Genomic DNA, 23,855 nt, shown 5'->3' with positions numbered 1-23,855 from the left:
AGTTCGAACGCACCATCAGCGAAGCACGCGCCGAGCACCATCAGCAGGACCAAGCCGCGTAAGGAAGGCCTCTACGTTTCCAGGGGATTGACAATCTCCGGGCGGCGGCCGCCGTCGCGGTCGTAGAAGACGTCCAGAACATAGAGGGAGTCGCGCGGGGTGCCTGCCACAACGACTCCAGCACGGACCACTGCTTGTCAGAAGGCTTCCCTCGCCCTACACCGAGATCATCCCAACGCAGGACGAGGGACCGAGGCACATTCAAAACACGGCCTGTAGTAGTCGGCCCGGCGGTCAGGGCACCTCAGGCCGTGCGACCGCCGTGGCCCCGGCCTCTGAAACCGAAGCCCTCACGCTGCCGATCGGTCCGCCCAGGCCTGGTCCAGCGCCCGGGTGAACGCCTCCGGCGACTGAACGCCGCTCACCCCGTAACGCTGGTTCAGCACAAAGAAGGGCACGCCGGCGACGCCCAAGTCAGTCGCCATTCGCTCATCGGCCCGCACCTCTTCAGCGAACGCATCCGGGTCGTCGAGCACTGCTCGCGCCTCCACGTCATCCAGCCCCGCTTCGACAGCGAGACTGATCTGAGTGTCCCGGTCGTAGACCGAACGCTCTTCCGCGAAGTTCGCCTGGAAGGCGAGGCCCATGAGCTCGGTTTGCCGGCCACGAGTCCTGGCGAAATGAATGAGCCGGTGCAGGTCGAAGGTGTTCCCGAAGACGCGCCCACCGATGCGGAATCCCAGGCCCACTTCTCGGGCCATGGCCGCAGCCTGCGCTTCCCTGGCGACCTGCTGCTCACGGGTGCGCCCGTACTGTGCGGCGACCGCGTCGATGATCGGCACGGTGCCGTTTTCCGCCTGGGGATTCAGCTCGAACGACCGGTGCACCACGGCCACCTGGTCGCGGTGAGCGAAGGCAGCGAGACCCTTCTCGAAGCGAGCCTTTCCGACGTAGCACCAGGGGCAGGCAAAGTCAGTCCAAATTTCGACACGCATGTTCGACATCTCCCGTCATGGGTTTGATAACCATTTGTGACTGTTCGGCCACCCGGCGAATCGGATAGTCGACTGGAGACATAATAGATGACCGGACGTCTATTCGCTGTCACCGCGCAGGAGAAGGCCGAGGCGATCCGGGAACTGGCGCGTGATGACTAGTCCGGGCGATCAAGGTGCTGGCGGCCGAGGCTTGGCGGGATTGCGGACGGTCGCTTCAGCTTGAGGACATGGCTGGCACATGACGTCGTGTGCCAGGGTTACGGGTATGGATCGGCAGTCTGAGAGCCCGGAACTCTGGGCGTTCCTGGAGTCCCTGCACTGCGGCGACATCATGCCGGTGGGATCGGACTGGGTGGCGGGGTTGTTGTCGGCGTAGGCGTAGCCGTTGAGGCCGACAAAGTCATCGAGCGCGTCGACGCCGATCGAGCCGTCTACCGCCTCGCTGGCAACCCAGAGCAGTAGAAGCTACGCGGAGCCGCCCTTGTCACGGCCTCGCCGCGACACGTCGCCGACACCGTCGTGAAGGCCCTGGAGTCGCTGGGCGCGGGCCGGTTCACCACCACGGTCACCGCCGATGACACGTTTCGCACGAAACCCGACCTGTACCTCGCCGCCTGCCAGGCCCTGGGCGTGGCCCCGGCCGCCTGCGTGGCCGTAGAGAACACCCCATAGAGAACACCCCCACGGGCGTCGCCTCGGCGGAGGCGGCGGGCTGCCACGTCCTCGCGGTCCCGTCCGCCGCACCGATCGAACCGGCGGTCCGGCGCACGGTTCTCGGGAACCTGAAGGAGGCGTCCCCGGGGCTGCTGAGTGCGCCGATGCGCACCGGGGTGCCGGGGCCGCGTGCGCCCGGCAAGCCGACGCCGGCTCAGGCGCCATGAAGCCGGCCCCCTCGTTCGAGAGGGCCGTCACGTTCACCTTTCCCAAAGTTGGCTCAGTAACCAAATCCGTAACCGCCGTAGCCGCCGCCGTAGCCGCCGCCGTAGCCGCCGCCGCCGCCGTAACCGCCGCCGCCGCCGTGGGCGCCGTAGGACTGGCTGACCCCGTAGGTCGCATGGGCAGGAGCGGCCGCGGCCGTACCCGCGGCGCCGACAGCGGCGCCGCCGACCAGCATCACACCGGCAGCTGCTACAGCGAGGGAACGCTTGATATGAGGTGCTCGCATGAGTCTTTACCTTTCCTTCCACCACCGAAGATCCAAGGTGATGGCCGCAGCGCATTCGTATGCGGTGCGGTCCGCAGAGGTCACCGCTGGGGCGGGAGCACGTCTCGCAGATGATCGGTTCCCACCCTCCGGGAGCCTTGCCGCCCGGAGCGTGCCTCGGTTGCAACTGTCACGGCATTCACGCTAGTAGCACATGACCCCTCCAGCACCCTGGACGGAGATCTACTCAATCCTTAATTTCGCAGGTCAGAGGCCGAGGGCCCGGCCCGAGCCCGTGACATCCGCCCTGATGCCCCCTTTTTTTCGGCGGTGACGCTCCGGGGGCGCACCTCACCCGTGTGGGATGTCTGTGCATCGAGAAGGGCCGGGCCGCCGCGCCGGGTGGCTGCCCTCCTCGGACGGCCCACGGTCGGCTCCCCTCGCTTCTGCAGGACAATGGACCGATCGCGCGTCATCGGGAGGGCCGGTCGCGTTTGCCCGGTGTGTCGCCCGTGAGGGCGTTGACGCAGTTCGCGTACTGAGCGACATCCCGCGAGTTCCCCTGAGCCCTGCTGAGTCCTTGTCCCCATGACCAGGATGTTTTGTCTCTTTGGGGTGTTCCTCGAGTTGGTGACGCAACTTCAGGATTCTTGAAGCGTTCTCACTTCGTCCGATCGATCTGTGATCGGGGTGAAGGCGAGGAGGCTCGGGTTGGCGCCGGCAGCCGTACGCGACCTGCGCGAGTTCCGCGATCCGGTCTCGGCGGGGGAACTGGAGCAGTTCGAGACCGACGTGCTCGCCGGGTTCGTTCTCGCGCGGGCTTCGGCGGGGCTTGCGGACGGCACCATCTGCGGTGACGTCCGGCACCTGGAGGCATCGCAATGAAACTCACTCGACCCGCTCGACGCACTGACGAGATCATGAGTAGATGCCGTCGACCGAACCAGCAGCCCGCCGGCTTCAGGATCGTGCCGTTCTCTGGAGCATGGGCGAGATCCGCGCAACCGACGTCGTCACTGCTGCCTGTGATGCACTCGTTGCCGGCCTCGACAGTCCTGCCCTACGGATCTTGGCCGCGTGCACACGCGCGGAGGCGGACTACGGCGTCCACGATCTCCTTCCCGCGGCACTCGACGAACTGGGCCTCACCTTCCACCCAGCGGGCAGCGTTGCCGGACAGGAAGCCGCCGCGCGCGCACTTGCCGCCCGGATGCTGGCCGGTGAGCTGACACCACGCGAGCTGGCCTTCCGGATCCACCATTGTTTCGGGCACGAGCTGCCTCTGGTCGAACGACTCGCCAACCTGGACGACGACTACGACGTCCTCGAGTACGGCGACAGAACACAGGCGCAGGTCGACGCCGATGTCACGACCGAAGCTCTTCGGCTTGCACAGCATCCTCGTGTTCCAACCGAACCCACGGATGCACCGGCTTGAAGCAGACCGGTGGACCTGTGGGTTCAGGCTGAAGGACCTTCGGTTTCCTTGAACCCACGGGGATCACGGCACTCCACTGGCGAAGCTACGGGGAAGTGACAAGTAGCTCTCTGCAGTGGATCGGAGGCGTGTTTGTCAGGACTTTCGGTCTTCTCCGGTCCCTTGGTCGTGATGCTTGGTCACCTTGGTCGGGTCATTTGATCCGCAGTGTCCTTAAAGGTGAGTCGCTGCCTCGGCGACGTACGCTGTCACCGTTGCCCATTACGTTCAACGGCCCGGTGTCCTGGGGAGCCTCGAAGCGTTCCCAGGTCCCCTGGATCGCTCCGGCCGCCTACAGAGGGGACAGTGCGATGGATGCTGACATCCGGACCAGGGCCGCAGTCGAGGAACACTGGCGGGCGTCGGAACGTGGGGATACCGAAGCCGAGCACGCCATCTACGCTGCGGACGCGATCCTGGACTACCCCCAGTCAGGTGAACGATTCCGGGGCCGCGCGACGATTTCGGCGCAACGCGGCGGGCACCCTGCCAGTCGGCACTTCACCGTCCACCGGGTCGTTGGCGGCGGGGATCTGTGGGTGAGCGAGTGTGTCATCACATACGACGGGGTGCCCACCTACTCAGTGAGCATTATGGAATTTGCCCACGGGCATGTGGTGCACGAGACGCAGTACTTCGCGGACGCCTTCGGTGCGCCTGAATGGCGGACAGCACTCGCTGAGCCGATGCCGGGCAGGGAAATTGGCAGGGCCTGCCCCAGGGCTGGATTCGATCGTTCATGAGGCTGTGACAGCTTGCTGACGCGGGCTCCGGGCTTTGGCAAATGAGTGTGTTTCTGTCGTGTGGGTGTGGCGTGGCCCGAGTGTCGACTCGGGGTCGCACAGCCGCCTCCAGCTCCTGGCCAACGAGCCGCCGTGGGGGTCTCTGCGTGGGTGGTCTTGAGGTACTGTCCGCGCTTTGGCAGCTCGGCGTCGCCGGGCTTCTAGGCTGTGGCGGTGCGGTAGAACTCGGCTGCCGTGACGGTGGCGGGGACATCGAGTTCGGCGGCGACCTCGATGATCGCGCTGTCGCCGACCGCGAGGTCGGCTTGGCTGTCGGTGGTGAAGTATGGCGCGATGAACGTCTCGTAGTGGGCTCGGACTTCGTCCTCGGTCTGTCCGCCTAGGAACGTCCGCATGTGCCGCACGGTGGTGTCGGGGTCGTTGTGGATCACCTGCAGGGCGCGTCGGTGGGCTCGTACGACGGCCTGGACCGCGGGGGCGTCCGGGTCGATGTAGGTGGGGTCGACGGCCACGCCCACGGTGGGGATCTGGAAGTGGTCGCCAACCCAGGCCAGCACCTGCCAGCCCTGCTCGGCGGCGACTGCCTCGGGCGCCATGGTGCTGCCGACGTAGGCGGCGTCGATCCTGCCCTCGCGCAGTCGGCGCAGGTCCATGCCGTAGTCGCCGGGGGAGCGGACGACGGTGTCGACATTGCGGTCGGGGTCGAGGCCGGCCTTGCGCAGCACGATCCGGGCGAAGCACCCGGGTGGGGTGTGGGGGGCGTGTACCGCCAGTCGTTGGCCGGCCAGGTCCGTCAGGGAGGTCAGGCCGGGGCGGGCGAGGAACCAGAACAGCGGGTGGTAGGTGTTGACGTTGAGGGCGACCCACGGGATGCCGTCGGTCAGGCGGGAGAGCAGTGCCCGGCCTAGTCCGATGGTGGCGCAGCGGCGCAGCCGTTCGATGTCCCAGGTGCAGCCGTCGCGCAGTGCGACGTGGACGCCCTCGTCGGCGTAGTAGTCCTGCTGGTCGGCGATGTAGGCGGCCAGTTCCTCGTGCAGGCCCCGCCCGACGTAGGCGAGATCGATCCTGTACATGAAGCCGTTCCTCGATCCTGCCATCGCCGCGCCGTCCTGCACGGGCGCGGGACGGCGCGGCGTATGGTGCTGAGGTGATGGTGCGGCGGATACGGGTCGGGCCGTCAGTCCATCAACATACCGCCGTTGACCGCGGCTGTGGTGCCGGTCATGAAGGAGTTGTCCTCGTCGGCGTAGAAGGCGACCGCCTGGGCGACGTCGGCCGGGCGTGCCAGGCGGCCCACAGGGGTGAGGGCCACCTGCTGCTGCTTGATCTTCTCGTTGAGCGCGGACCCCATGCGGGTGTCCTCCACCGGGCCGCCTGCGACGATGTTGACCGTGATGCCCTGCGGGCCCAGTTCCTGGGCGAGGTAACGGGCGAACTGCTCCAGGGCGGCCTTGGCCGCGCCCAGCGCGATCATGCCCGCCCGGGGCCGACGGCTGAGGCCGGTGCTGATGTAGACGATGCGTCCCCAGCCCTGTTCGCTCATGGCGGGCAGTACGGCCTTGGTGACCGCGAACGCCGCATGCATCTCGGCGTCGATCTTGCCGCCCAGTTCCTCCCACGTCATGTCCTGGAACGACTTGACCACATACGGGATCAGCGCGTTGTGCACGAGCACGTCGATGCCGCCCCACGCCGCCTGGACCTGTTCGATCATGCTCTCGATGGCCGCTGCCTCGCGCACGTCGGCCTGCACGGCCATGGCCTGCCCGCCTGCGGCCTCGACGTCGGCCACGACCTCGTCGGCCGCCTTGGTGTTGTGCAGGTAGTTGACCACCACGCGCATCCCTCGCGCGGCAAGGAGACCCGCGGTGGCCGTACCGATTCCGCTGCTGGCCCCTGTCACCAATGCCACCCGGCCGTCTGCCCCAGTCACGAGCCCACCTCCTGATCATCATCGCGGGCCGTCGGAATGACCGCCCGAAGTCCTGCGCCGTCGGTGCCGGGGCCGGCTGAGCGGATCGCCCCGTAGCACGGTGTCGACGGTCGCCCGCAGCAGATCTGCCGCAGGTCGCCCCCCGCGGCGTGGGCGCTCGGGGCGGCGGAGGACGGCGGTAAGCGTCTGGCCGTGGTGTGGTTCCACGGTAGGGCACACCGGTGACAGAAAGGTCAGCGGCGCGCGTCGCCGGGGGCGAGCAGGCTGGTCAGCTCCGAGATCCGCAGCCCGTGAGGGCGAGCAGGGTGGCCGCGGTCACGACGGCGGCGCTGAGTCGGGTGCGCATGGTCCCCCCTGGGATGTTTGCGGGTCCGCATCATCGCGGGGGCGCCCAGGCGCAGGAGTTCGGACTGACCTTGCGGACCGCGGCGGTGGAGATGCTCACGGTGAGCAGCGTGGCACAGCCGTGCCGGACGTCGTGCAGGCGAACGACATGGTCGGCGTGTGGCGCGCCGCCGACGAGGCGGAGTTGCGTGAGAAGGTGCTCGGAAGCCTACCCATGTGGCCTTGGGCGACCGCGGTGATCACCGCCGTGCAGTCACACCCCAACGATCCAGGCCAGACCGGCTGAGCCTTCCGGTGCGGCATCGCTCCACAGGGCGGAGCCGGCCCCAGCCGGCCCCGTGCGGCGGGCGCGACGACGAGTTCGACGAGGAGTACGAGGAAACCTTCGCCGAAGAGAGCGAACCGTTCGACGACCCGGCCCGCATCGTCCACAGCTGGCGGAAGTCGATGGAGTACAACGACCTCATCGCCGTCTGCCGGGGGTTCATCGCCGACGCCGCCCGGCTGGTCCCGAAACACGCCCTAGTTCACCGACGCCCAGATGAAGGCGTTGGAAAACCACGTGGAGAAGATCCGCGCGACGGCCGACTGGATCGAGACCGCGGCCGCAACCGGGCAGGTCGATCTGGACGAACAGTTTGCCCAGCTGCTGCGGGGCCAGTAGCCATGAGGGCGGGCCTGCCCGCCCTCATGCACGGCCAGGCGGTACGCGAGGCTCTGCAGGAGGCGCGGCCAGCGGGGCTGACACTCGGGCAGATGTGCGGGGCGACGCAGCGCACGCCGTCGCAGGTCTGGGCGGGCTTGAGAGGTGAGCGCCGAGCCCGGGGTGTGCCGGGGCGGACCGCTCGTTTGCGTCGGGGCCGCGCCGACCTGTCAACGGCGCTCGGCGTCGCTCATGAGGGGTCAGGAGGTCTGCATGGCCAGGTAATCGCCGTGCTCCAGGTCCTCGAGGAGTGTCGGGTGGGTGGGCGACCAGCCGAGCAGCTCCTGAGTGTGCGAACCGGAGGCAGGGGCGTCGAGGCCGTAGACGGTGGCCATGAACGGGCTTCCGAAGTGCTTGGCGGCCTCGTCGCGGGTCAGTGAGACCGTGGGCAGGTCCAAGCCCTGGGCGATCGTCTCGGCGATGCTCTTCAGGGTGACGCCGCTTTCGGCCACTCCGTGCAGCACGCTGCTTGCAGGTGCCTTTTCCACTGTCAGACGGAAGAGAACCGCCGCGTCGAGCCGGTGCACCGCAGGCCACCGATTGGCGCCGTCGCCGACGTATGCCGAGACGCCGGTCTTTCGCGCGGTGGCGATGAGCATGGGGATGAAAAGGCGGTCCTCGGGACCGTGGACGGTAGGAGCGAGGCGAACCACGCTCGCACGCACTCCCCGGGTGGCGAAGCCCAGAGAAGCTTGCTCACTCGAGATGCGGAAGGCGACGATCCCGGCCGTGTCAGGTTCGCCCTTCTCGGTGGCCTCCCGGCCGACGGGCATGACCAGGGTGCTCGAGGTGACGACGAGCGGCTTGCCCGAGTGTTCCAACGACTGGCCGAGTGTCTCGATCGCGGTCCGGTCGCGCCTCACTATGCCGTCGAGGTCGGAGAAGTCGGCGCCGTAGGCCATGTGCAGGACGCCGTCGGCGGCTTCGGCGCCCCTGCGCAGACTGTCGATGTCGTCCAGGGAACCGCGGTGTGGTGCGGCCCCCAGTGACTGCAGCCGGTCGGCGGCAGCATCCGAGCGCGCCAAACCGGTGACGGTGTGGCCGGCCCTGACGAGCTCGGCAATGACTGCGGGGCCGGTCTGGCCGGAACCGCCAGTGACAAAGACATGCATGGAACACTCTCCCGCTTGACGCCAGTGACTGGCACTGGCACTGGCACTAGGTAGTGGTTTAGTTGAACGGTCGGCTACTAACGCTACGGAGTCTCAGTCACTGACGTCAAGTAGCGCCAGTCACTGACACGCTCGGTATCCTCGGGGCGTGTCACGGAGCGGAGCAGAAGCGCGACGCCGCCTTCAGCAGGCGGCCCTGGAGCTGTACCAGGAACGCGGGTTCGACCAAGTTCCCCGGCGGCGCCTCGCGTGGGTCACTGCGCAGCCCACGGGAGGCGCCGTGCCATGGCTGAGGATGAAAAGCACCTACCGAGTAGCTGCCCTTCTAGGTCGGCGTTACAGAACGTCACGGATCGCCGGTTCTGACACAGCTTCTCACCGGCATCGCCTGCACCCTCATCTGCTATCGCAGGCTTGCCGAATGAGATGACTGCTTACGGAGAGGACCGGGGACGAAGGTGACGGCGACCTCAGCAACGAACGCTTACATCCCGGCCGGTCGGCCGTTGATGAGCCTGGCAGGCCCGAAGGCATCCCTGGGTAAGTCTTGTCCAAGGTGGGGTGCCGATAGGGCGGTTGGCGCGCCGATCCGCCATGCGCGTGTGGCTCAGCCGAAATCGGGCGCGCTGGTGCGCGTCCGCTTGAGTTCGTAGAAACTCGGCGTGGACGCGACGGCGAGCACGCCGTCCCACAGTCGGGCGGCGTCGTCCCCCTTGGGGGTGGGGTTCACGACAGGGCCGAAGAAGGCAACGGGGTCGCTGCCCGCTTCCTGACCTGGGACGGCGAGGATGGGACTGCCGACGTCCTGGCCGACCAGGGTGATTCCCCTGTGGTGAGATGCCCGCAGCTCCTCGTCGTAACGATCTGTGTCGCCGGCGTCGGCGAGATCCACGGGCAGTCCGGTCTCCCGAAGGGCGGCTACCAGCGTGGCGCGGTCCTTGGGCTGCTGCTGGAGGTGGTAGCGGGTGCCGAGGGCGGTGTAGAGGGTTTCGAGCACCTCGGGACCATGGATGGCGGCGGCTGCGGTGAGGACGCGTACCGGCGCCCATGCCTCGCCCATCAGTATCCGGATGTGCTCGGGGAGTTCGTCCAGCCGGTTCTCGTTCAGGACCGAAAGGCTCATGACGTGCCAGGACACCTTGACGGGCCGGGTCCTGGCGACCTCCAGCATCCAGCGGGAGGTCAGCCAGGTCCACGGGCACACGGGGTCGAACCAGAAGTCGACAGGCGTAGAAGGCTCGGGGGAGGTCGATGTGTGCACGAGGAAACTCCAATTGCCGCTGCGTTATGTGTTGTTGCGGGCCTAGGCCATCTGCGCGCCTTCCCCGAAAACAAGACTCAGCTTATAATAGACCGGTCATCTAGGAAATGCCTATGGGTACCTCTAGCGGCCACTGGCCGGCTGCGTCCTTGCGGGGCTGCCGCTGGGCATCGGCTACCTGGTGACCGGTCGAGCGCTCCAGGGGATCGGACTGGGTCTCCCTCGCCGGCCCTCGCTGTCGCCCGGGATGCCGTGTCGCCGCAGCGGTCGCGTCGCGCGGTGGCGCTGCTGTGGCGGCCGCCGCCCCGAACCGGAACCCGGCGTACAGGTCGTGTTGGGCCGGCTGCGGTCCGAGACCTGACTGGACCGTACCGAACCTGGGCCTGGGGTATGCGTCAAGCGGCGGGAGGTAGGGTTCCTGACGCGCGTCGCTTGAGTTGGTCGGCGACTGTCTCCAGTAGTTCGTCGGAGAAGTTCTTGTCGGCCATGGCCCGGGAGATGAGCACGGTGCCGACCAGGGCGCCAAGGGTGACCATCGCCTCTGCCCGGGCATCTGCGGTGTTGCCGTCCAGGCTTGCAATCAGCTCCAGATACGTGCGGACCTGCTTCTCATAGGCCTCTTTGAAGTGTTGGTCTCCGCGTCCCGCAGCGGCCCCGAGGGGGACCAGTGCGCAGCCGGTGGCCGGCGCGTCGCGGTGCTGTTTCGCGAGGTAGGCGTCGATGAGACCGGCCCGTGGATCCTGATCGTTCTTCCGTGTCGCCCGCTCTATCTTCGCCGACCCCTCGGCCAGGGCGACGGCAGTCGCCTGGGCGATCAGATCGTCACGTGAGTCGAAGTGCTTGTAGAAGCCGCCGTGGGTAAGCCCGGCCTCCTTCATGAGGTCCGCGATGCCGGGGCGGGTGACGCCTTCGGCGCGGACCTTGCGGGATGCGATCCGCAGCACTCGTTCGCGGCTCGCCGCCTTCTCCGCCTGTGAGTGGCCCATGCCAGCCCTGCCCTCCGTCGAGTGGTGCGGCACAATCACCGCGCAAACTGGATGATGTGCATCATACACCCTTGTCTCGTACGTGCGATTCGGTGCTGGTTAGTTGACTTTTAGGATGTTGAGCAACATCCTGAATCTGGATGTTATTCGTAATCCAGATGGGAGCTGAACCGTGTCCCGGACCAATGACCCCCGTCACACCGCCGTTTTGCTGGTCGACCCCTACAACGACTTCCTGTCCGAGGGCGGCAAGATCTGGCCGCGTTTGGCGCCTGTAGCGGAGGAGGTGGGCCTGCTACAGCATCTGCGCACCCTGGTCACCGCCGCCCGCGAGAGCGGCGTCCGCATGGTGTTCGTTCCCCACCGTCGCTGGGAACCGGGTGACTACGAGAGGTGGGATCACCCCAACCCCACCCAGCGCGCCATCATGGAGCGGCACAGCTTCGCCCGCGGCACCTGGGGCGGGGAGTTCCACGCCGATTTTCAGCCGCAGGACGGCGACATCGTGGTCCAGGAGCACTGGGGGCAGAGCGGGTTCGCCAACACCGACCTCGACTTCCAGCTCAAGCAGCACGGCATCACCCACGTGGTGGTCGTCGGCCTGCTGGCGAACACCTGCATCGAGTCCACCGGCCGTTTCGCTATGGAACTGGGCTACCACGTGACGCTGGTGCGTGACGCCACCGCGGCGTTCCTGCCCGAGATGATGCACGCCGCGCACGAGCTGAACGGTCCCACCTACGCCCACTCCATCACCACCACGGACGAGCTCACCGCCGCATTCAAGGGAGCGCGCGCATGACACTGACCGGAAATCTGCTGATCGGAAGGGCGGGCGTGCCCGCCACAGCGGGAACGATGAAGGCGTTCAACCCGGCTGTCGGAGAACTCATCGAGCCCGAGTTCGCGTTCGGCGGCGCGGCCGAGGTTGACCGCGCGGTCCGCCTTGCCGATGAGGCTGTCGACAGCTACAGCCACACCGGGCTGGCCGAGCGAGCTGCCTTCCTCGACCTCATCGCAGACAAGCTCGAGGCGGTCAAGGACGAACTCGCCGCCCGTGCCTCGCTGGAGACCGGCCTGCCCACCGCCCAGTTCGAGGGCGAGGTGGTACGGACTGCCGGCGTGTTCCGCAAGTTCGCCACCGTTGTCCGTCAGGGCCGCTTCCTCCAGGTGGCCATCGACACCGCTCAGCCGGACCGCCAGCCCACGCCGCGCATGGACCACCGGCTGCAGAAGGTGGCCCTCGGCCCCGTGGTTGTCTTCGGCGCCAGCAACTTCCCGATCTCCTACTCAGTGGCGGGCGGCGACACCGCCTCAGCCCTGGCGGCAGGCTGCCCCGTCGTCATCAAGGCCCACAACGCACACCCCGGCGCCTCCGAGATCCAGGGCCGTGTCATCCAGGAGGCCGTTGCCGAGGCGGGACTGCACGAAGGCGTCTTTTCCCTCGTCCGTGGCGCCGGCAACGAGATCGGTGAGGCGCTGGTGGACCATCCCCTGGTCCGGGCGGTCACCTTCACCGGCTCCGAGGGCGGTGGCATGGCCCTTTACCACCGGGCTCAGCAGCGTCCCGAGCCCATCCCCGTGTTCACCGAGATGACCAGCGTCAACCCGACCTTCGTACTGCCCGCCGCCCTGGCGGCGCGCGGTGCGGAGATCGGTGGCGGCCTGGCCCAGCGCGCCATGTACAACGCCGGGCAGGCATGCCTGAAGCCCGCCATCCTCCTCGCCTTCGATGGGCGCGGCTTCCAGGAACTGCGTGACGCAGCGATCGCCGAGGTGGAGAAGGCGGCCGCACGGACCATGCTCAGCCCCGGCATCCACGACTCCTACGTCCGCAACGCGCAGCGTATGGAGAACGGCGGCGCCACCCTGATCGGCGCAGGACCGGTGCCAGCTCACGCGTGGGACGGCCAGTCCCTGTTGTACGAGGTCACCGGTGAACAACTGCTGGCCGACCCCGTCCTGCGCGAAGAGGTCTTCGGCCCCGCCATCCTGCTGGTCAGGCTGACCGGCATGGATCAACTGCTTGAGGTGGCCCGCGCCTTCCGCGGACAGCTCTCGGCCACCCTGCACGCCGAGGCCGCCGACAACGCCGCCGCCGAACAACTCCTGTCGATACTCGAGCGCCGCACCGGCCGCATCGTGTTCAACGCCTTCTCGATACCGCAGGAGGTCTCCTACGCCTCCACCCACGGCGGTCCGTTCCCGGCCACCTCCGACAGCCGCTTCACATCCGTGGGCATGGGCGCGATCGAGCGGTTCATACGTCCGGTCACCTACCAGAACTTCCCCGACGACCTCCTGCCGCAACCGCTGCGCGAGGCGAACCCGCTGCACCTGTGGCGGCTCGTCGACGGAGAGCTGTCCCAGCACTGACCGTCGACACAGGCCCCGCTCGCTCAACCGCACGGGCCCGTTCGCTCTCCTGCAATGAAAGGAGCCTCTTCCATGACCATCACCGGCCAAGCGGCCGCAGGGAATGAACGCAAGGCCCATGAAGAGGTCCGCAAGAAGCTGCTCGGTGCATGGCAACTCGTGTCCTACACCGTCAGAAGCACCGACGGGCAGGTCATCCACCCCCTCGGCCCCACCCCCTACGGCCTGATCGTCTATACACCCCAGGGATACATGTCCGCCCAGTTGGGGCGCGGCGACCGCCCACCCCTGAGATCAGCACGTCTCGAGGACGCGACGACCGATGAACTGGCCCATGCAGCGGTCGACTACGTCGCCTACGGCGGGCCGTTCGAAGTCGTCGACCCCACAACCGTCGAACACCACGTCACCACCAGCCTCTTCCCGAACTGGATCGGACGGTCCCAGGTCCGGAAGGTGAGTTTCGACGGCCCACTCCTCAAGCTGAGCGTCGCCTCTCCCACCCGCCTGTGGGGTGCGGAAAGCACAGCCGAACTCACCTGGAGCAAGGCCGGCATGACTACCAGCCGCGCCTGAGCCCATCCCTCAAGGCACACCCGGCACAGTTGCCTCTGCCTCCTCGCGGTACGCGCCCGACGCACCTGCCCGGTCCTCGATCACGTGACCGGCCCGGCAGGGCATCGGCGGTCACCCGCCTTGAACACACTCCTCTCCGAAGCGGGTCTTTCGACCCGACGTACCTATCCAACCCCCAGACAGGATCGAGCTCATGAGCACCCACGAGCAGTTCGCCGTCCAGGAGATCAGCCCGTCCTACTGGAAGGTGACCTTCTCCAACGGCGAGATCAACCTGATAGACCCCGACACCATCGAGCAGCTCGCGGAACTGGTCACCCGCATCGAGCAGTCCACCGATCTCACCGTCGTCGTCTTCCGCAGCGCCAACCCGGACTTCTTCATGGCGCACTGGGACATGTTGGCGGACCGCTCCCGCGTGGCCGCTATGCAGCCGGCCCCTTCCGGCCTCCATCCCTTCGCCGACAACCTTTACCGGCTCGGCAAAGTGCCCGCCGTCACCATCAGCGAGATCAACGGCCGCGCCCGCGGAGCCGGCAGCGAGTTCGTCCTGGCGACTGACATCCGCTTCGCCGGACCGGGCGCCATCCTCGGACAGTTCGAGGTCGGCGTCGGATCGGTCCCCGGGGGAAATCCGAGCGGTCGGCTGCCCCGCCTTCTGGGCCGGGGACGCGCCCTCGAAATCCTTCTGGGCGCCGACGACTTTCCCGCGGACCTCGCAGCGGCGTACGGCTACGTCAACCGTGTCGTGCCGGAGCACGAACTGGAGCAGTTCGTCGACGCCTTCGCCCGTCGGATCGCCGGCTTCGACAAGGCGGCGGTGCGAGAGACCAAGGCACTGGTCGACGCGGTCACCCAGCCTCCCGTCGAGGAGTTCGGGACGGCACTGGCGGCCTTCTTCCGCACCTCCGGCCGACCGGAGAACGCCCACCGCGTCAAGCGGCTCCTCGACGGCGGCCTGCAGCGACCGGACGGCGTCGAGCGCGACCTCGGCCGACACGTGGCCCACTCCTCCTGACGACACGCGCCGAAGAACTTGTCAGGACGCGGGCGGCACCGCTCGGGAACCTCGCGAGCATTGGCCCGCATCACCACTGGCCGACGCATACCGGAGCCGCGGCGTAGGCCAGAGGCGGGGGCCAGTCTCTGCAGGAGCTGGGCAGCCCGGTTCGACGGTAGCCGGTGCCGGCCCACGGTTTGATGCGCTCGGGGGCCTGGGCGGCGACTGCGGCCCTCGCACGGGGTTGGACAGATGGTGTGGTGCGGGGTGCGAGATCGGTGAAGCGGTTGCGCGGTCCTCATGCCGGTCTGCCGGTGTAGGCCCTGGTGATCAAGGTTCCCCGGTCGGTCGTGTCGGCCGACGCGGCTCGGTGGGGGAGCGAGGTCCCGGACTCGTCGGCTCGTAGCGGGACGGTATCGACCATGGCCGCGGTGGCCCCAACCGTCAGGGCTGCGGCGACATCGGTGGGTGTCGCCGGCCCCGGGTGCCGTCGATGAACCAGCACAGGATGACCACGGCCTGCCGGAAGCAGCCCAGCGCGCGTCGCACCCTTGCGGGTGTCCGGTGGTGGTCCGCACCGGGGATGGGGCGTTGGCGGGCGGGGCCGCTCGTTGCCTCGGGTCACGAGGCCAGGATGTTGCCGGCGGCGACAGTGGATGCCACGGTGCCGCCGATGACGACGGCCCAGGCGGCGACGATCGGGACGCGGGTGCTCCAGATGCGCAGCACGGGCGAGGTCGAAGCTCGGGCGAGGAAGGCATCGCGACCGCGCAGTGCCGCAAGGCCGACGCCGGTCAGGGTCAGCGCCATGCCGACGCCGAACGCCGCCACCATCGCGACCGCTGTGCCGACCTGGCCGGTCAGCAGCCCGGTGAGCAGGACGAGGAACGCCGAGGGGGAGGGGAGCAGGCCGCCGGATGTGCCGAGGAGCACGATGCCGTGCCAGGTGAGCAGGGACTTGTATGTCGGGATGTGGTGACTGTGGCCATGGTCGTGGTCGTGCCCATGGTCATGCCGGTGATCGTGGCTGTGCCCGTGCCCGTGTCCGTGTCCGTGCTTCCGGTTGATCAGGTGGCGCCGGAGCAGGTTGATGCCCACGGCGACCACAACGAGGGCTGCGATCAGCTGCAGCCAGTTCGTCACTGCTGCGACGTTCGGTGCCTGCTTGGCGGCGAGCCACCAGCCCACGGCGAGTACGGCGACCGATGCGGTGTGCATGACGGCGACGATGGCGCCGAGCCACACTGCGTCTCGTGTCCTGCCTCCGGCGCCTACGAGGTATCCGGCGGCGAGCGATTTACCGTGGCCGGGGGCGCAGGCGTGGAAGGCGCCCACGGTGGCCGAGATGAGAAGGGCCACTGGGAGTACGACGCCGTGGTCCAGCAGTGCCGCGAGGTCTGTGGTCCACACGCTCGTTGGTGCTGTGGACGCGGTGGTGCCGGGGTTGTCGGCGCCTCTTAGGGTGAGGGTGAAGGTGGGGTCGTTGGAGGTGTGCAGTCCGCCGCCGTTGTCCGTTACCGAGATTGTGCGGTAGGCGGCGTTGACGTCGGTCAGCGCGGTGATGGTGAGGGCGACCGTGTTCACGGGTTCGGGGCAGGTGTAGGGCACTACGGCGCCCTTGCTCGCGAGCTGCTGGGTGTCCACTGTGCCCAGTCGGCATGCGCGCCCGTCCTGGCGCACGGTGATGTGTGAGCCGAGGTAGGCTGCCTCGTCTCCCTTGGCCGCCTGGTGCAGGACGTCCAGGTCGTTGCTCTGGGCCGACCAGGTGATCTCTACGTTGTGGCCTTCGGCCCTGACCTTGGCCACTGGTGGTGTGCCGAAGGGGTGCGCCTCGGCCGTGCCTGCGGCGCTGAGCAGTGAGAGTGCGGCGGCCAGGCCGATCAGTACGAGACGGGCGGCGCGGCTGCGGGCGGTGTGGAGGGTGTGCACAGTGGTGGTCCCGTCGAGAGTGGAGCGCCGCGGGTTGCCTCCCCTGGTGGGGGAGGCAACCCGCGGACGGTTGATCAGTGGTCGTTACCGCGCAGGTGGCGGGCGGCCAGTGCGTGGAGCGAGCCGTCGTCGGTGAGGGCGAAGACGTAGTCACCGCTGACGGAGAGCGCCGAAGTCACGCCGGCGCCGAGGTTGTACTCGGTCAGCAGCTTGCCGGTGGCGCGGTCCAGGACGACCAGGCGGCCGTCGCGGGTGCCCGCGTACACCAGGTCCTTGGTGACCAGGGCGTGCATCGCGGGCGAGTTGAGGTTCCCGGTGCACCCCACGGGGCTCCTGCCGGGCTGGTAGCCGACCTTGGTCTCCCAGATCGGCTTGGACGGGTCGGCCGCGCTGGTGTCGTAGGCCCGGATGACTCCGTCGCGGCTGGCGATGTAGGCGGTGGTGCCCCAGATCGCAGGGCTGGTCAGCGGGGCGGGGCCGCTCTCGCCGCAGCCGCTGCCGCCGCCCAGCGGGGACTGCCACTGCACGGCACCGGTGCTGAGGTTGTGCCCGCGGACGCCGCTGTTCGTCATCGTCACCAGCTGCGGGTCCCCGTTGGCCGGGTCGGTCAGGGCCGGGGAGGAGTGGCTGGCGATGTCGCCGTTGGTGTCCTTCGTCCACAGCTGGCGGCAGCCGACGAGGTCCATGGCGACCACCGTGTTGCTGGAAGCGGTGTGCAGGTAGGCGATGTCGGAGCCGGGCTGGCGAACCGCTGTGCTGTGGAACTGACCCCAGCTCGTCGCGCCGTTGAAGCCGCCCAGCAGGTCGCCGGTCTTGGCGTCACGGCACTCGACCTTGCTCCAGTTCTGGTAGACGGCGACGGTGCGCTGCTCGGCGTTCAGGTCGAAGACGGTGACCGGACCACCGGCCCGGCCGTACCGGCGGACGGTGTCGCCGTACTGCTTCTCGTCCTCGATCTTCTGCCAGACGACGTGGCCGTCCTCGGCGTCCAGCGCGTAGATCCGGCCGACGGCGGTGGTTATGTAGACCTTGCCGTCGTGGTACGCCGGTGCTGACTCGGCGTCACCGTCCAGATAGGTACGCCAGATCTCGCGGCCGGACTTCATGTCGTAGGCCAGCATCATGTGGTGCGGCGAGTCGAACGCCCTGGAGGAGACGATCACCTTGCCGTCCACGACGACCGACCCGTTGAGGTTGAACTGCTCGCCGGTGTTGGCCGCCCACTGCAGGTCGAGCTCGGTGCCCGGGTCGTCGGCGCTGGCGGAGCGACCCGCCTCGTCGCGACCCTGACGCAGCCAGTCCTGGCCGGCCTTCGGCTCGGCGATCTTGCCCTCAGGCACCACCGTGAAGGTGTTGGTGACGGTGGGCCACGCCTTGCCCCGAGTGTCGACCGCAGTCATCTCGGCCGTGTAGGTGTCCGGCCGCATGCCGGGGAGGCTGCTGCTGATCCGGGTCCAGGAGGTCCGGGCGGCCGGGCAGGGCTCCGGGGTGCCGCCGGGGGCGGTGTAGCAGTTCTCGATCCCGGTCTTGCGGACCTTGCTGCCGAACTTCATCCGCTCCTTGTGCCAGGCAACATGGCCGCGCGAGTCGCGGATGGTCAGCGAGGCCGTGGCCGGGGTGCGACCGGCGTCCTCGGTGTACAGCTCGATCGGGATTCCGGCGCTGTTGCCGTGCATACTGCCCTGGGCGGGGCTGACCAGCCCGACCGCGTTGCGGACGTCGAACTGGCGGTGGGTGCCCATCACATAGCCGGTGTCCTCGTTGCGCTTCGTGCTCGGGTCATCGTAGATGCCCTTGAAGTCGAGGATCTTGAAGTCCGCGCGGGCACCGTCGATGCCGTACTCGCCCTGGTTGTTGATCTCAACCGAGCGGTTGAAGGCGCCACGCCGGTACTCGGCCTGCTGGTTGTGGCCCGCGGCGAACATCCGCACGTCGTACTTCGACAGCTCGTCGACGGTCGGCTGCATGCCGGCCCCCGGACCCCACTGGGTGAACAGCGAGCGGTGTGCGAAGACCAGCACCTGCTTGCCGACGGCGTGGCGCTTGAGGTCCTCACGCAGCCACTCCAGCTGCGGCTTCAGGCCACTGGAGTCGTAGTTGTCCTCAAGGACGACGATGTGACGGCCGTTGCGGTCGAAGCTGTACCACTCCGGGCCGAGGTTGCGGCGGTAGTACTCCATGCTGCCGCCATAGCCCTTGGAGGTGGCGGTGCCGCCGACGTCGTGGTTGCCGACCACGGGGTAGAAGGGCATGCCGAGCTTGCCCTCGGTCAGGCCCTTGCGCAGGATGTCGTAGCCGCCCTGGCGGCGCGGCTCCGCTGCGTAGTCGGTCACGGTGTTGTCGCCGGTCGTGATCGTCATGGTGGCGCCGTCGACCTCGGACATCGCCTCGACCTGCTTGGGCCACCACTTCGACGCGCTCTCGGCGGCGCCGTCCGTGGTGTTGCTGACCTCGATGTCGGAGTTCATCACCCACTTTTCGGTGGGGTTGGCGGCGTTCTTGTCCTTGACGAGGGCGAAGTCGATGCCGGAGCCGCCCTCCTCCGGGACCTTGTGGAAGAACTGCGGGATGGAGTCGTCGCGCAGTGCGGGGGTGTAGCCGTTCGGGGAGACGATGTTGATGAGGTCGGTCTCCCGGCGGGTCGGGTCCATCTGCAGGGCGTACGAGCCGTCGGGGCCGGTCGTGGCCCAGACGGAGCCGTCGGTGACGTCGACGCCGGACATCGCAGCCTCGCCCGCGTCGCGCTTGCCGTTGCCGTTGGTGTCCTCAAAGACCGTGCCGGTGACGGCGACGGTGTTCGCGGTTGCCGCTGCGTCATCGAGGAGCGGCGCCGCCGAGGCCACCTGGGGAGCCAGGCAGGACAGCGCGACCGCGCCGACAGCGGCCAGCCTGACCCGCTTGCGGTTGGCGCCGACCTTGGCGGCCACCTGGGCGAGCTGGAGCCGCCCGGTGCGGATCTGCCACACCGCGAGCAGCAGCGCGGCGGCCAGCGCGATGCCGAGCGCCACCGATGCCCACGGGAAGGTGGGAAGCGCGTGGGCGCCCGATGCGTCGACAACGGGGGTCTGAGCGTTGGCGTTGACGGTGGTGCCGTCGAACTCGGCGATGACCTGGGTCAGCCCGCCCTGCTTGAGCATGGCGCTCAGGTCGAGCTTGTCGACGTGGCAGTTCCACGCGAGCTCGACCACGACGCCGCCAGGTACGCCGCCGGAGTCCCCGGCGACGCCGGAGCCGGTGGCGGGGCAGCTCGACGTGCTCAGCAGGCGTGAGGCCCAGGCGCCCGCGTTCTGCGGTGACACCACGTCACGGTGGACGATCAGCCGCCCGCTGGTGACGTCGTTCTTGGTGGAAATGACGATTTCGCCGTGCTGCGGCGACACATGCGCCGCGGCGGGCTGCGCACAGAAGCCCAGGATGAAAGAGAGCAGCGCAAGGACAAGTCCTGCGGCTCTGCGGAGGAATCTCATGGGCAAGGAAGCTAGCTTGACTGGACAAGTTTCGGATCCCAGAGAAGGCGATCTTCATCGAACGGTCCCGGGGAATTCATCCGAGGACGCGTGAGGTCCCGACATCACCCCGCAGTCCGGCCCGCAAACCGTCACACAGCAGACCGATGAACACCGTTCGGCCCTCCACTGCCAGATCGGGCGGCCGTCGGTACTGCCCGTGCGCAGCGTCCGCTACGAGATGCCGGCGGACCCGGACACCCCCGCGGGATGTACGCCCGGCCGCAACTGCGTTACGTCGCCACCGTGCTGGCCGATATGAAGGCCGCCGAGACCGACCGTCGTGCGCCACCCCTGCCCCACCACACCCTGAACCGGGTCGCGGTCCTCTTCCAGGAAGGTGGCCCGGAGGCGTACGCCTGGAGAACGCTGAAGATGCGCGTCGAACGATGAACTCCAAGCGAGGAACCGGCAATCTCGCCCCCTCCGCATTCAGGCCGTTGCGGCCGGTTGACACTGCGCGGCACCGGACGGCAAGCCATGCGAGGAAGACGTCAGCCTGGGTGACCTCCTGCCGAGCCGTGACGAGAACGAGCAGCGGGTTGTGCGTCGACTGTCGCGAGCGTGCAAGGCGCAGTGCGATCTGATGGTGCGCGCAAGGATGGTCGAGTTGAGCTGGTCCGGGCGGCGAGTGCCGGACGAGCTGGACAGGTTCGGATGGGCTGACATACCGCCCGCTGCACTCAGCCCGAAAGGCCGTCTTGTGGAGACACGCAATCATCGTGCGTGGTATGCCGCTGCAACACCTACCGGACACCTGCCACGGATCTCCTGCAGTCAGCAGAGTTGTCCGGACAACTCTCTCTATTGCAAGGAGCGCAGCGTGCCCTCTCCCCGTATCCGATCCGCAGTACTGGCTGGATCTTGCGCAGTTGTCCTCGCCGTGATCGGCTCGCCGGTCTCATCTGCCACACCGATCAACAGCACCCAGTCGGCTGTGAGCGCATCCACCCTCATCCTGAACACCCAGCAGCCGCAGGTCGGTGAGAAGCTCAGCTTCAGCTACACCACGGACGCTCCCAGTGCCACGAACTGGATCGGCATCTACCAGGCGGGCCGCAAGCCTGGCGACGGGGCCTCGCTCACCTGGGTCTACGTCCCGAACGCCAGTGGGACCGTGACCCTGGACACCTCCGGTCTGCCCGCCGGTTCCTACTCCGCGTGGCTGCTGGCCAACGACGGGTATCAGCAGCTCGCCGCGCCGGTGAACTTTGAGATCGCCCCCCGCCCCCCGCGCCATGCCACCGTCCAGGGCACCGTCTTCGAGGACAAGAACGACAACGGCATCCAGGACAAGAACGAGCCGGGGCTGCCCGGTGTGTCCGTCTCCGACGGCGCGACCATCGTCCGGACCGACCGAAACGGCCACTACACGTTCTCCGCCGACCTCAACCAGTGGACCCGCACCATCGTCAACATCACCATGCCGCGGGGCTACTCGGCCACCCTCGGCAGCAACCGGGTTCAGCGCTTCTACCGCGACCTCGGCTCGCCCGAGGCCGACACCACCATCACCCAGAACTTCGATCTGCGGCGTGACAAGGCCAGCGAGCGGCGCGACTTCACCTTCACCCAGATCACCGACACCCACGTGACCAGCCCCGACGGTCCGGAGGCGCCCGCGGACGGTGACGGCGTCACACCGGGCAAGCTCGCCAAGCAGCTGGACGACATGGCCGCCCTGCCGACCCGGCCGGCCTTCGTCCTGGCCACCGGAGACCTCAGCGGCGACGGCGCGCCCTCCCACTGGCAGGCATACCTCAAGGGTTCAGCCGACTCCAAGCTCCCGATCTGGCCGCTGACGGGCAACCACGACCACGGCGGTGGGGACAGCGGCCTCGCCAACTACCGCGCGCTGCTTGGGCCGTCCTGGTACTCCTTCGACTACGGCGACACCCACTTCGTCCAGCTCGAGAACAACGGCGGGCTTGGCGATCCGGTGCAGCTCGCCTGGTTGAAGCAGGATCTGGAGCTGAACGGCAGGAACGCCGACGGCAGCAGCAAGCAGATCGTGGTCAGCCTCCACGAGCCGCTGGACACCCCCGACCCCGGCGGCTCCACCGGGCAGATCAACTCCCTGCTCGGACTTCTCAAGGGGTACGACGTCAAGGCCTTCTTCAACGGCCACATGCACACCAACTTCACCGACTCCCACCTGTTGGACGGCGCGGTGGAGTACAACACGGCCTCGGCAACCTACAACGACGACCACTCGCCCATCGGCTTCCGCGAGATCGCGATGCGCGACGGCAAGCTGACCGCCGAGTTCCGAATGTTCAACCAGGACCACACGATCGCGGTCACCTCGCCTGCACCTGGCTCCCAGGTCGGCCAGGGCCGTGCCGAGTTCCAGGTGGACTCCTACAACACCTCCAGCCATGTGGCGCGGGTCGAGGTGCGCATCGACGGCGACGAGGGCAAGAAGCTGCGCCCCATCGGCAAGTTCTCGTGGTCGGCGCCGTGGGACACCCGTGAGCTGGCGCTCGGCGACCACACTGCCAAGGTCACCGCATTCGACGACGCGGGCCGCAGTTGGTCCACAACGAGCCGCTTCACCGTCGTACAGAAGGCCGTACAGGTGCGCCCGGGCGCAGACGTGCCCGAGTTCCACGGCGACGCCCTCCACACCGGAGTGCAGCCCGGGAGCCTCGGCTCCGGCAGCCTCACCAACGCCTGGACCCATCGCACCGGCTCCACCATCGGCATGTCCTCCCCGGTGGTCGCGAACGGGACCGCGTACATCGGCACCTGGGACACCGACGGGGCCAAGGGCAACGGCGTGGACGCCGTCGACATCGTCACCGGCCGGACGAAGTGGCACTTCGCCACCGACAGTCTGGTCCAGTCCACGCCTGTGGTGCACGACGGGACCGTCTACGTCACCGAGATGCGTGGCGCCCTGACTGCGGTGAACGCGGCGACCGGCGCGGCGAAGTGGAGCTACACCCTCCCAGGTTCCTCGGCTACCGGCCGCTACGACGGCTATGCCTACGGTGGCGCGACCGTCTCCGGCTCCACCGTCTACTACTTCGGCTACACCACCACGGGCAGCCACCTCGTCGCCCTGGACACTGCCACCGGTAAGCAGCTGTGGAACTCCGCAGTGGACAGCGGCTGGTGGAACAGCAGCACCCCCACCGTGGTCGACGGCAAGGTCTACGTCCACGACAGCCGCGGTGGCCTGCGCATCTACGAAGCCACCACCGGTAAGCAGCTGGTCTCTGCCGGAGCCGTCGGCGGCGTCCACCACTCCACTCCCGTGGTGGCCGACGGACGGGTGTTCACCACCGACATGAGTAACGTCCTCCTGGCCCGGGACGCCACCACCGGCAAGGAGCTGTGGCGCTACCGGAGCACCGGAGTCTCCAAGGATGACGCCGGCCAGCCCGGTGCCTCTGCCGCGGTCGACGGCCACACCGTCTACGCCGGCTTCACCAACGGCCGCGTGGCCGCTTTCGACGCCATCACAGGCACCAAGCTCTGGGACTTCCAGAGCGGCAGGGCCTTCGTCGGCTCGCCGACCATCAGCGGCAACACCTTGTGGATCGGCGGCACCGACGGCCACCTGTACGGCCTGGACAAGACCACCGGTGCCAAGCTCCAGGACCTGGACCTCGGAGCTCCGATCCTGTCAACCCCCACCGTCACCGGTAACACGCTGCTGATCGGTGCCTGGGACGGCAACCTCTACGCCTTCACCGCCCGCGACTGACGCTCCTGCCGCACCGAACCCGAGCCGACTGCGGGCCCGGCACACCGCCGGGCC

Annotated in this window: 19 protein-coding genes and 3 pseudogenes; 12 read left to right on the top strand and 10 right to left on the bottom strand. The window is 67.9% G+C overall.

Annotated elements, in window-relative coordinates:
- Positions 1–350: 350 nt before the first annotated feature.
- The gene (locus tag ACNPQM_RS39060) at positions 351–995 is read right to left on the bottom strand and encodes a DsbA family oxidoreductase (protein ID WP_418087697.1); all 645 of its coding nucleotides are present in this window, start codon (positions 993–995) and stop codon (positions 351–353) included.
- A 480-nt stretch (positions 996–1,475) separates the two neighbouring features.
- Here ACNPQM_RS39060 and ACNPQM_RS39055 point away from each other — a divergent pair.
- Positions 1,476–1,813, top strand: a pseudogene (locus ACNPQM_RS39055) (HAD family hydrolase); the annotation flags it as partial.
- Between the two features lie 119 nt (positions 1,814–1,932).
- Here the strand turns inward: ACNPQM_RS39055 and ACNPQM_RS39050 are convergent.
- Positions 1,933–2,163: a hypothetical protein gene (locus ACNPQM_RS39050; protein ID WP_418087696.1), complete on the bottom strand. Its 231-nt coding sequence runs from the start codon at positions 2,161–2,163 to the stop codon at positions 1,933–1,935.
- A 690-nt stretch (positions 2,164–2,853) separates the two neighbouring features.
- Here ACNPQM_RS39050 and ACNPQM_RS39045 point away from each other — a divergent pair.
- From ACNPQM_RS39045 to ACNPQM_RS39035, 3 genes are all read left to right on the top strand, one after another.
- Positions 2,854–3,027, top strand: a complete 174-nt coding sequence (locus ACNPQM_RS39045; protein WP_418087695.1) for a hypothetical protein — start codon at positions 2,854–2,856, stop codon at positions 3,025–3,027.
- A gap of 184 nt (positions 3,028–3,211) precedes the next feature.
- Positions 3,212–3,580 carry a hypothetical protein gene (locus ACNPQM_RS39040; protein ID WP_418087694.1) on the top strand — a complete coding sequence of 123 codons (369 nt, stop codon included), beginning with the start codon at positions 3,212–3,214 and terminating at the stop codon, positions 3,578–3,580.
- A 350-nt stretch (positions 3,581–3,930) separates the two neighbouring features.
- Positions 3,931–4,362: a nuclear transport factor 2 family protein gene (locus ACNPQM_RS39035; RefSeq protein ID WP_418087693.1), complete on the top strand. Its 432-nt coding sequence runs from the start codon at positions 3,931–3,933 to the stop codon at positions 4,360–4,362.
- Between the two features lie 200 nt (positions 4,363–4,562).
- On the opposite strand, the gene ACNPQM_RS39030 is transcribed toward ACNPQM_RS39035, so the two are convergent.
- The gene (locus ACNPQM_RS39030) at positions 4,563–5,435 is read right to left on the bottom strand and encodes an ABC transporter substrate-binding protein (RefSeq protein ID WP_418087692.1); all 873 of its coding nucleotides are present in this window, start codon (positions 5,433–5,435) and stop codon (positions 4,563–4,565) included.
- Positions 5,436–5,539: 104 nt separating this feature from the next.
- Positions 5,540–6,295, bottom strand: a complete 756-nt coding sequence (locus ACNPQM_RS39025) for an SDR family NAD(P)-dependent oxidoreductase (RefSeq protein WP_418087691.1) — start codon at positions 6,293–6,295, stop codon at positions 5,540–5,542.
- A gap of 466 nt (positions 6,296–6,761) precedes the next feature.
- On the opposite strand from ACNPQM_RS39025, the gene ACNPQM_RS39020 reads away from it, so the two are divergent.
- Both ACNPQM_RS39020 and ACNPQM_RS39015 read left to right on the top strand, forming a co-directional pair.
- The gene (locus ACNPQM_RS39020; RefSeq protein WP_418087690.1) at positions 6,762–6,926 is read left to right on the top strand and encodes a muconolactone Delta-isomerase family protein; all 165 of its coding nucleotides are present in this window, start codon (positions 6,762–6,764) and stop codon (positions 6,924–6,926) included.
- A gap of 252 nt (positions 6,927–7,178) precedes the next feature.
- Positions 7,179–7,304, top strand: a pseudogene (locus tag ACNPQM_RS39015) (DUF6192 family protein); the annotation flags it as partial.
- Positions 7,305–7,543: 239 nt separating this feature from the next.
- Here ACNPQM_RS39015 and ACNPQM_RS39010 read toward each other — a convergent pair.
- The 3 genes from ACNPQM_RS39010 to ACNPQM_RS39000 form a co-directional block, all read right to left on the bottom strand.
- The gene (locus tag ACNPQM_RS39010; protein ID WP_418087689.1) at positions 7,544–8,455 is read right to left on the bottom strand and encodes an SDR family oxidoreductase; all 912 of its coding nucleotides are present in this window, start codon (positions 8,453–8,455) and stop codon (positions 7,544–7,546) included.
- A gap of 607 nt (positions 8,456–9,062) precedes the next feature.
- Positions 9,063–9,716, bottom strand: coding sequence for a DsbA family oxidoreductase (locus tag ACNPQM_RS39005; protein WP_418087688.1), 654 nt, complete (start codon positions 9,714–9,716; stop codon positions 9,063–9,065).
- A gap of 395 nt (positions 9,717–10,111) precedes the next feature.
- Positions 10,112–10,702, bottom strand: coding sequence for a TetR/AcrR family transcriptional regulator (locus tag ACNPQM_RS39000; RefSeq protein ID WP_418087687.1), 591 nt, complete (start codon positions 10,700–10,702; stop codon positions 10,112–10,114).
- A 172-nt stretch (positions 10,703–10,874) separates the two neighbouring features.
- On the opposite strand from ACNPQM_RS39000, the gene ACNPQM_RS38995 reads away from it, so the two are divergent.
- From ACNPQM_RS38995 to ACNPQM_RS38980, 4 genes are all read left to right on the top strand, one after another.
- A complete protein-coding gene (locus ACNPQM_RS38995) occupies positions 10,875–11,504 on the top strand; it encodes an isochorismatase family cysteine hydrolase (protein ID WP_418087686.1) in 630 nt (209 codons plus the stop codon).
- Positions 11,501–13,078 carry an aldehyde dehydrogenase (NADP(+)) gene (locus ACNPQM_RS38990; RefSeq protein ID WP_418087685.1) on the top strand — a complete coding sequence of 526 codons (1,578 nt, stop codon included), beginning with the start codon at positions 11,501–11,503 and terminating at the stop codon, positions 13,076–13,078. Before ACNPQM_RS38995 ends, ACNPQM_RS38990 begins: the two co-directional genes overlap by 4 nt.
- Positions 13,079–13,150: 72 nt before the next feature.
- On the top strand, positions 13,151–13,654 hold the full coding sequence (locus ACNPQM_RS38985) for a lipocalin-like domain-containing protein (protein WP_418087684.1): 504 nt from the start codon (positions 13,151–13,153) through the stop codon (positions 13,652–13,654).
- A gap of 193 nt (positions 13,655–13,847) precedes the next feature.
- Positions 13,848–14,672 carry an enoyl-CoA hydratase/isomerase family protein gene (locus ACNPQM_RS38980; RefSeq protein WP_418087683.1) on the top strand — a complete coding sequence of 275 codons (825 nt, stop codon included), beginning with the start codon at positions 13,848–13,850 and terminating at the stop codon, positions 14,670–14,672.
- A 462-nt stretch (positions 14,673–15,134) separates the two neighbouring features.
- Here the strand turns inward: ACNPQM_RS38980 and ACNPQM_RS38975 are convergent.
- The 3 genes and pseudogenes from ACNPQM_RS38975 to ACNPQM_RS38965 form a co-directional block, all read right to left on the bottom strand.
- A pseudogene (locus ACNPQM_RS38975) lies at positions 15,135–15,239 on the bottom strand (IS5/IS1182 family transposase); the annotation flags it as partial.
- Between the two features lie 36 nt (positions 15,240–15,275).
- Positions 15,276–16,583 (bottom strand): hypothetical protein, encoded by a 1,308-nt coding sequence (locus ACNPQM_RS38970; protein ID WP_418087682.1) that lies wholly within the window; start codon positions 16,581–16,583, stop codon positions 15,276–15,278.
- Positions 16,584–16,657: 74 nt separating this feature from the next.
- A complete protein-coding gene (locus ACNPQM_RS38965) occupies positions 16,658–20,050 on the bottom strand; it encodes a PQQ-binding-like beta-propeller repeat protein (RefSeq protein ID WP_418087681.1) in 3,393 nt (1,130 codons plus the stop codon).
- Positions 20,051–20,299: 249 nt separating this feature from the next.
- Between ACNPQM_RS38965 and ACNPQM_RS38960 the strand changes: the two genes are divergently transcribed.
- Positions 20,300–20,482, top strand: a complete 183-nt coding sequence (locus ACNPQM_RS38960; RefSeq protein WP_418087680.1) for a hypothetical protein — start codon at positions 20,300–20,302, stop codon at positions 20,480–20,482.
- A gap of 544 nt (positions 20,483–21,026) precedes the next feature.
- Entirely contained in the window at positions 21,027–23,801 is a 2,775-nt protein-coding gene (locus ACNPQM_RS38955; protein ID WP_418087679.1) for a PQQ-binding-like beta-propeller repeat protein, read from the top strand.
- Positions 23,802–23,855 lie beyond the last annotated feature (54 nt).

Origin of the sequence: Streptomyces sp. NPDC056231 (assembly GCF_048270745.1) — a bacterium.
Taxonomy (GTDB): domain Bacteria; phylum Actinomycetota; class Actinomycetes; order Streptomycetales; family Streptomycetaceae; genus Streptomyces.
This window is presented reverse-complemented; position numbering and strand designations above follow the sequence as displayed.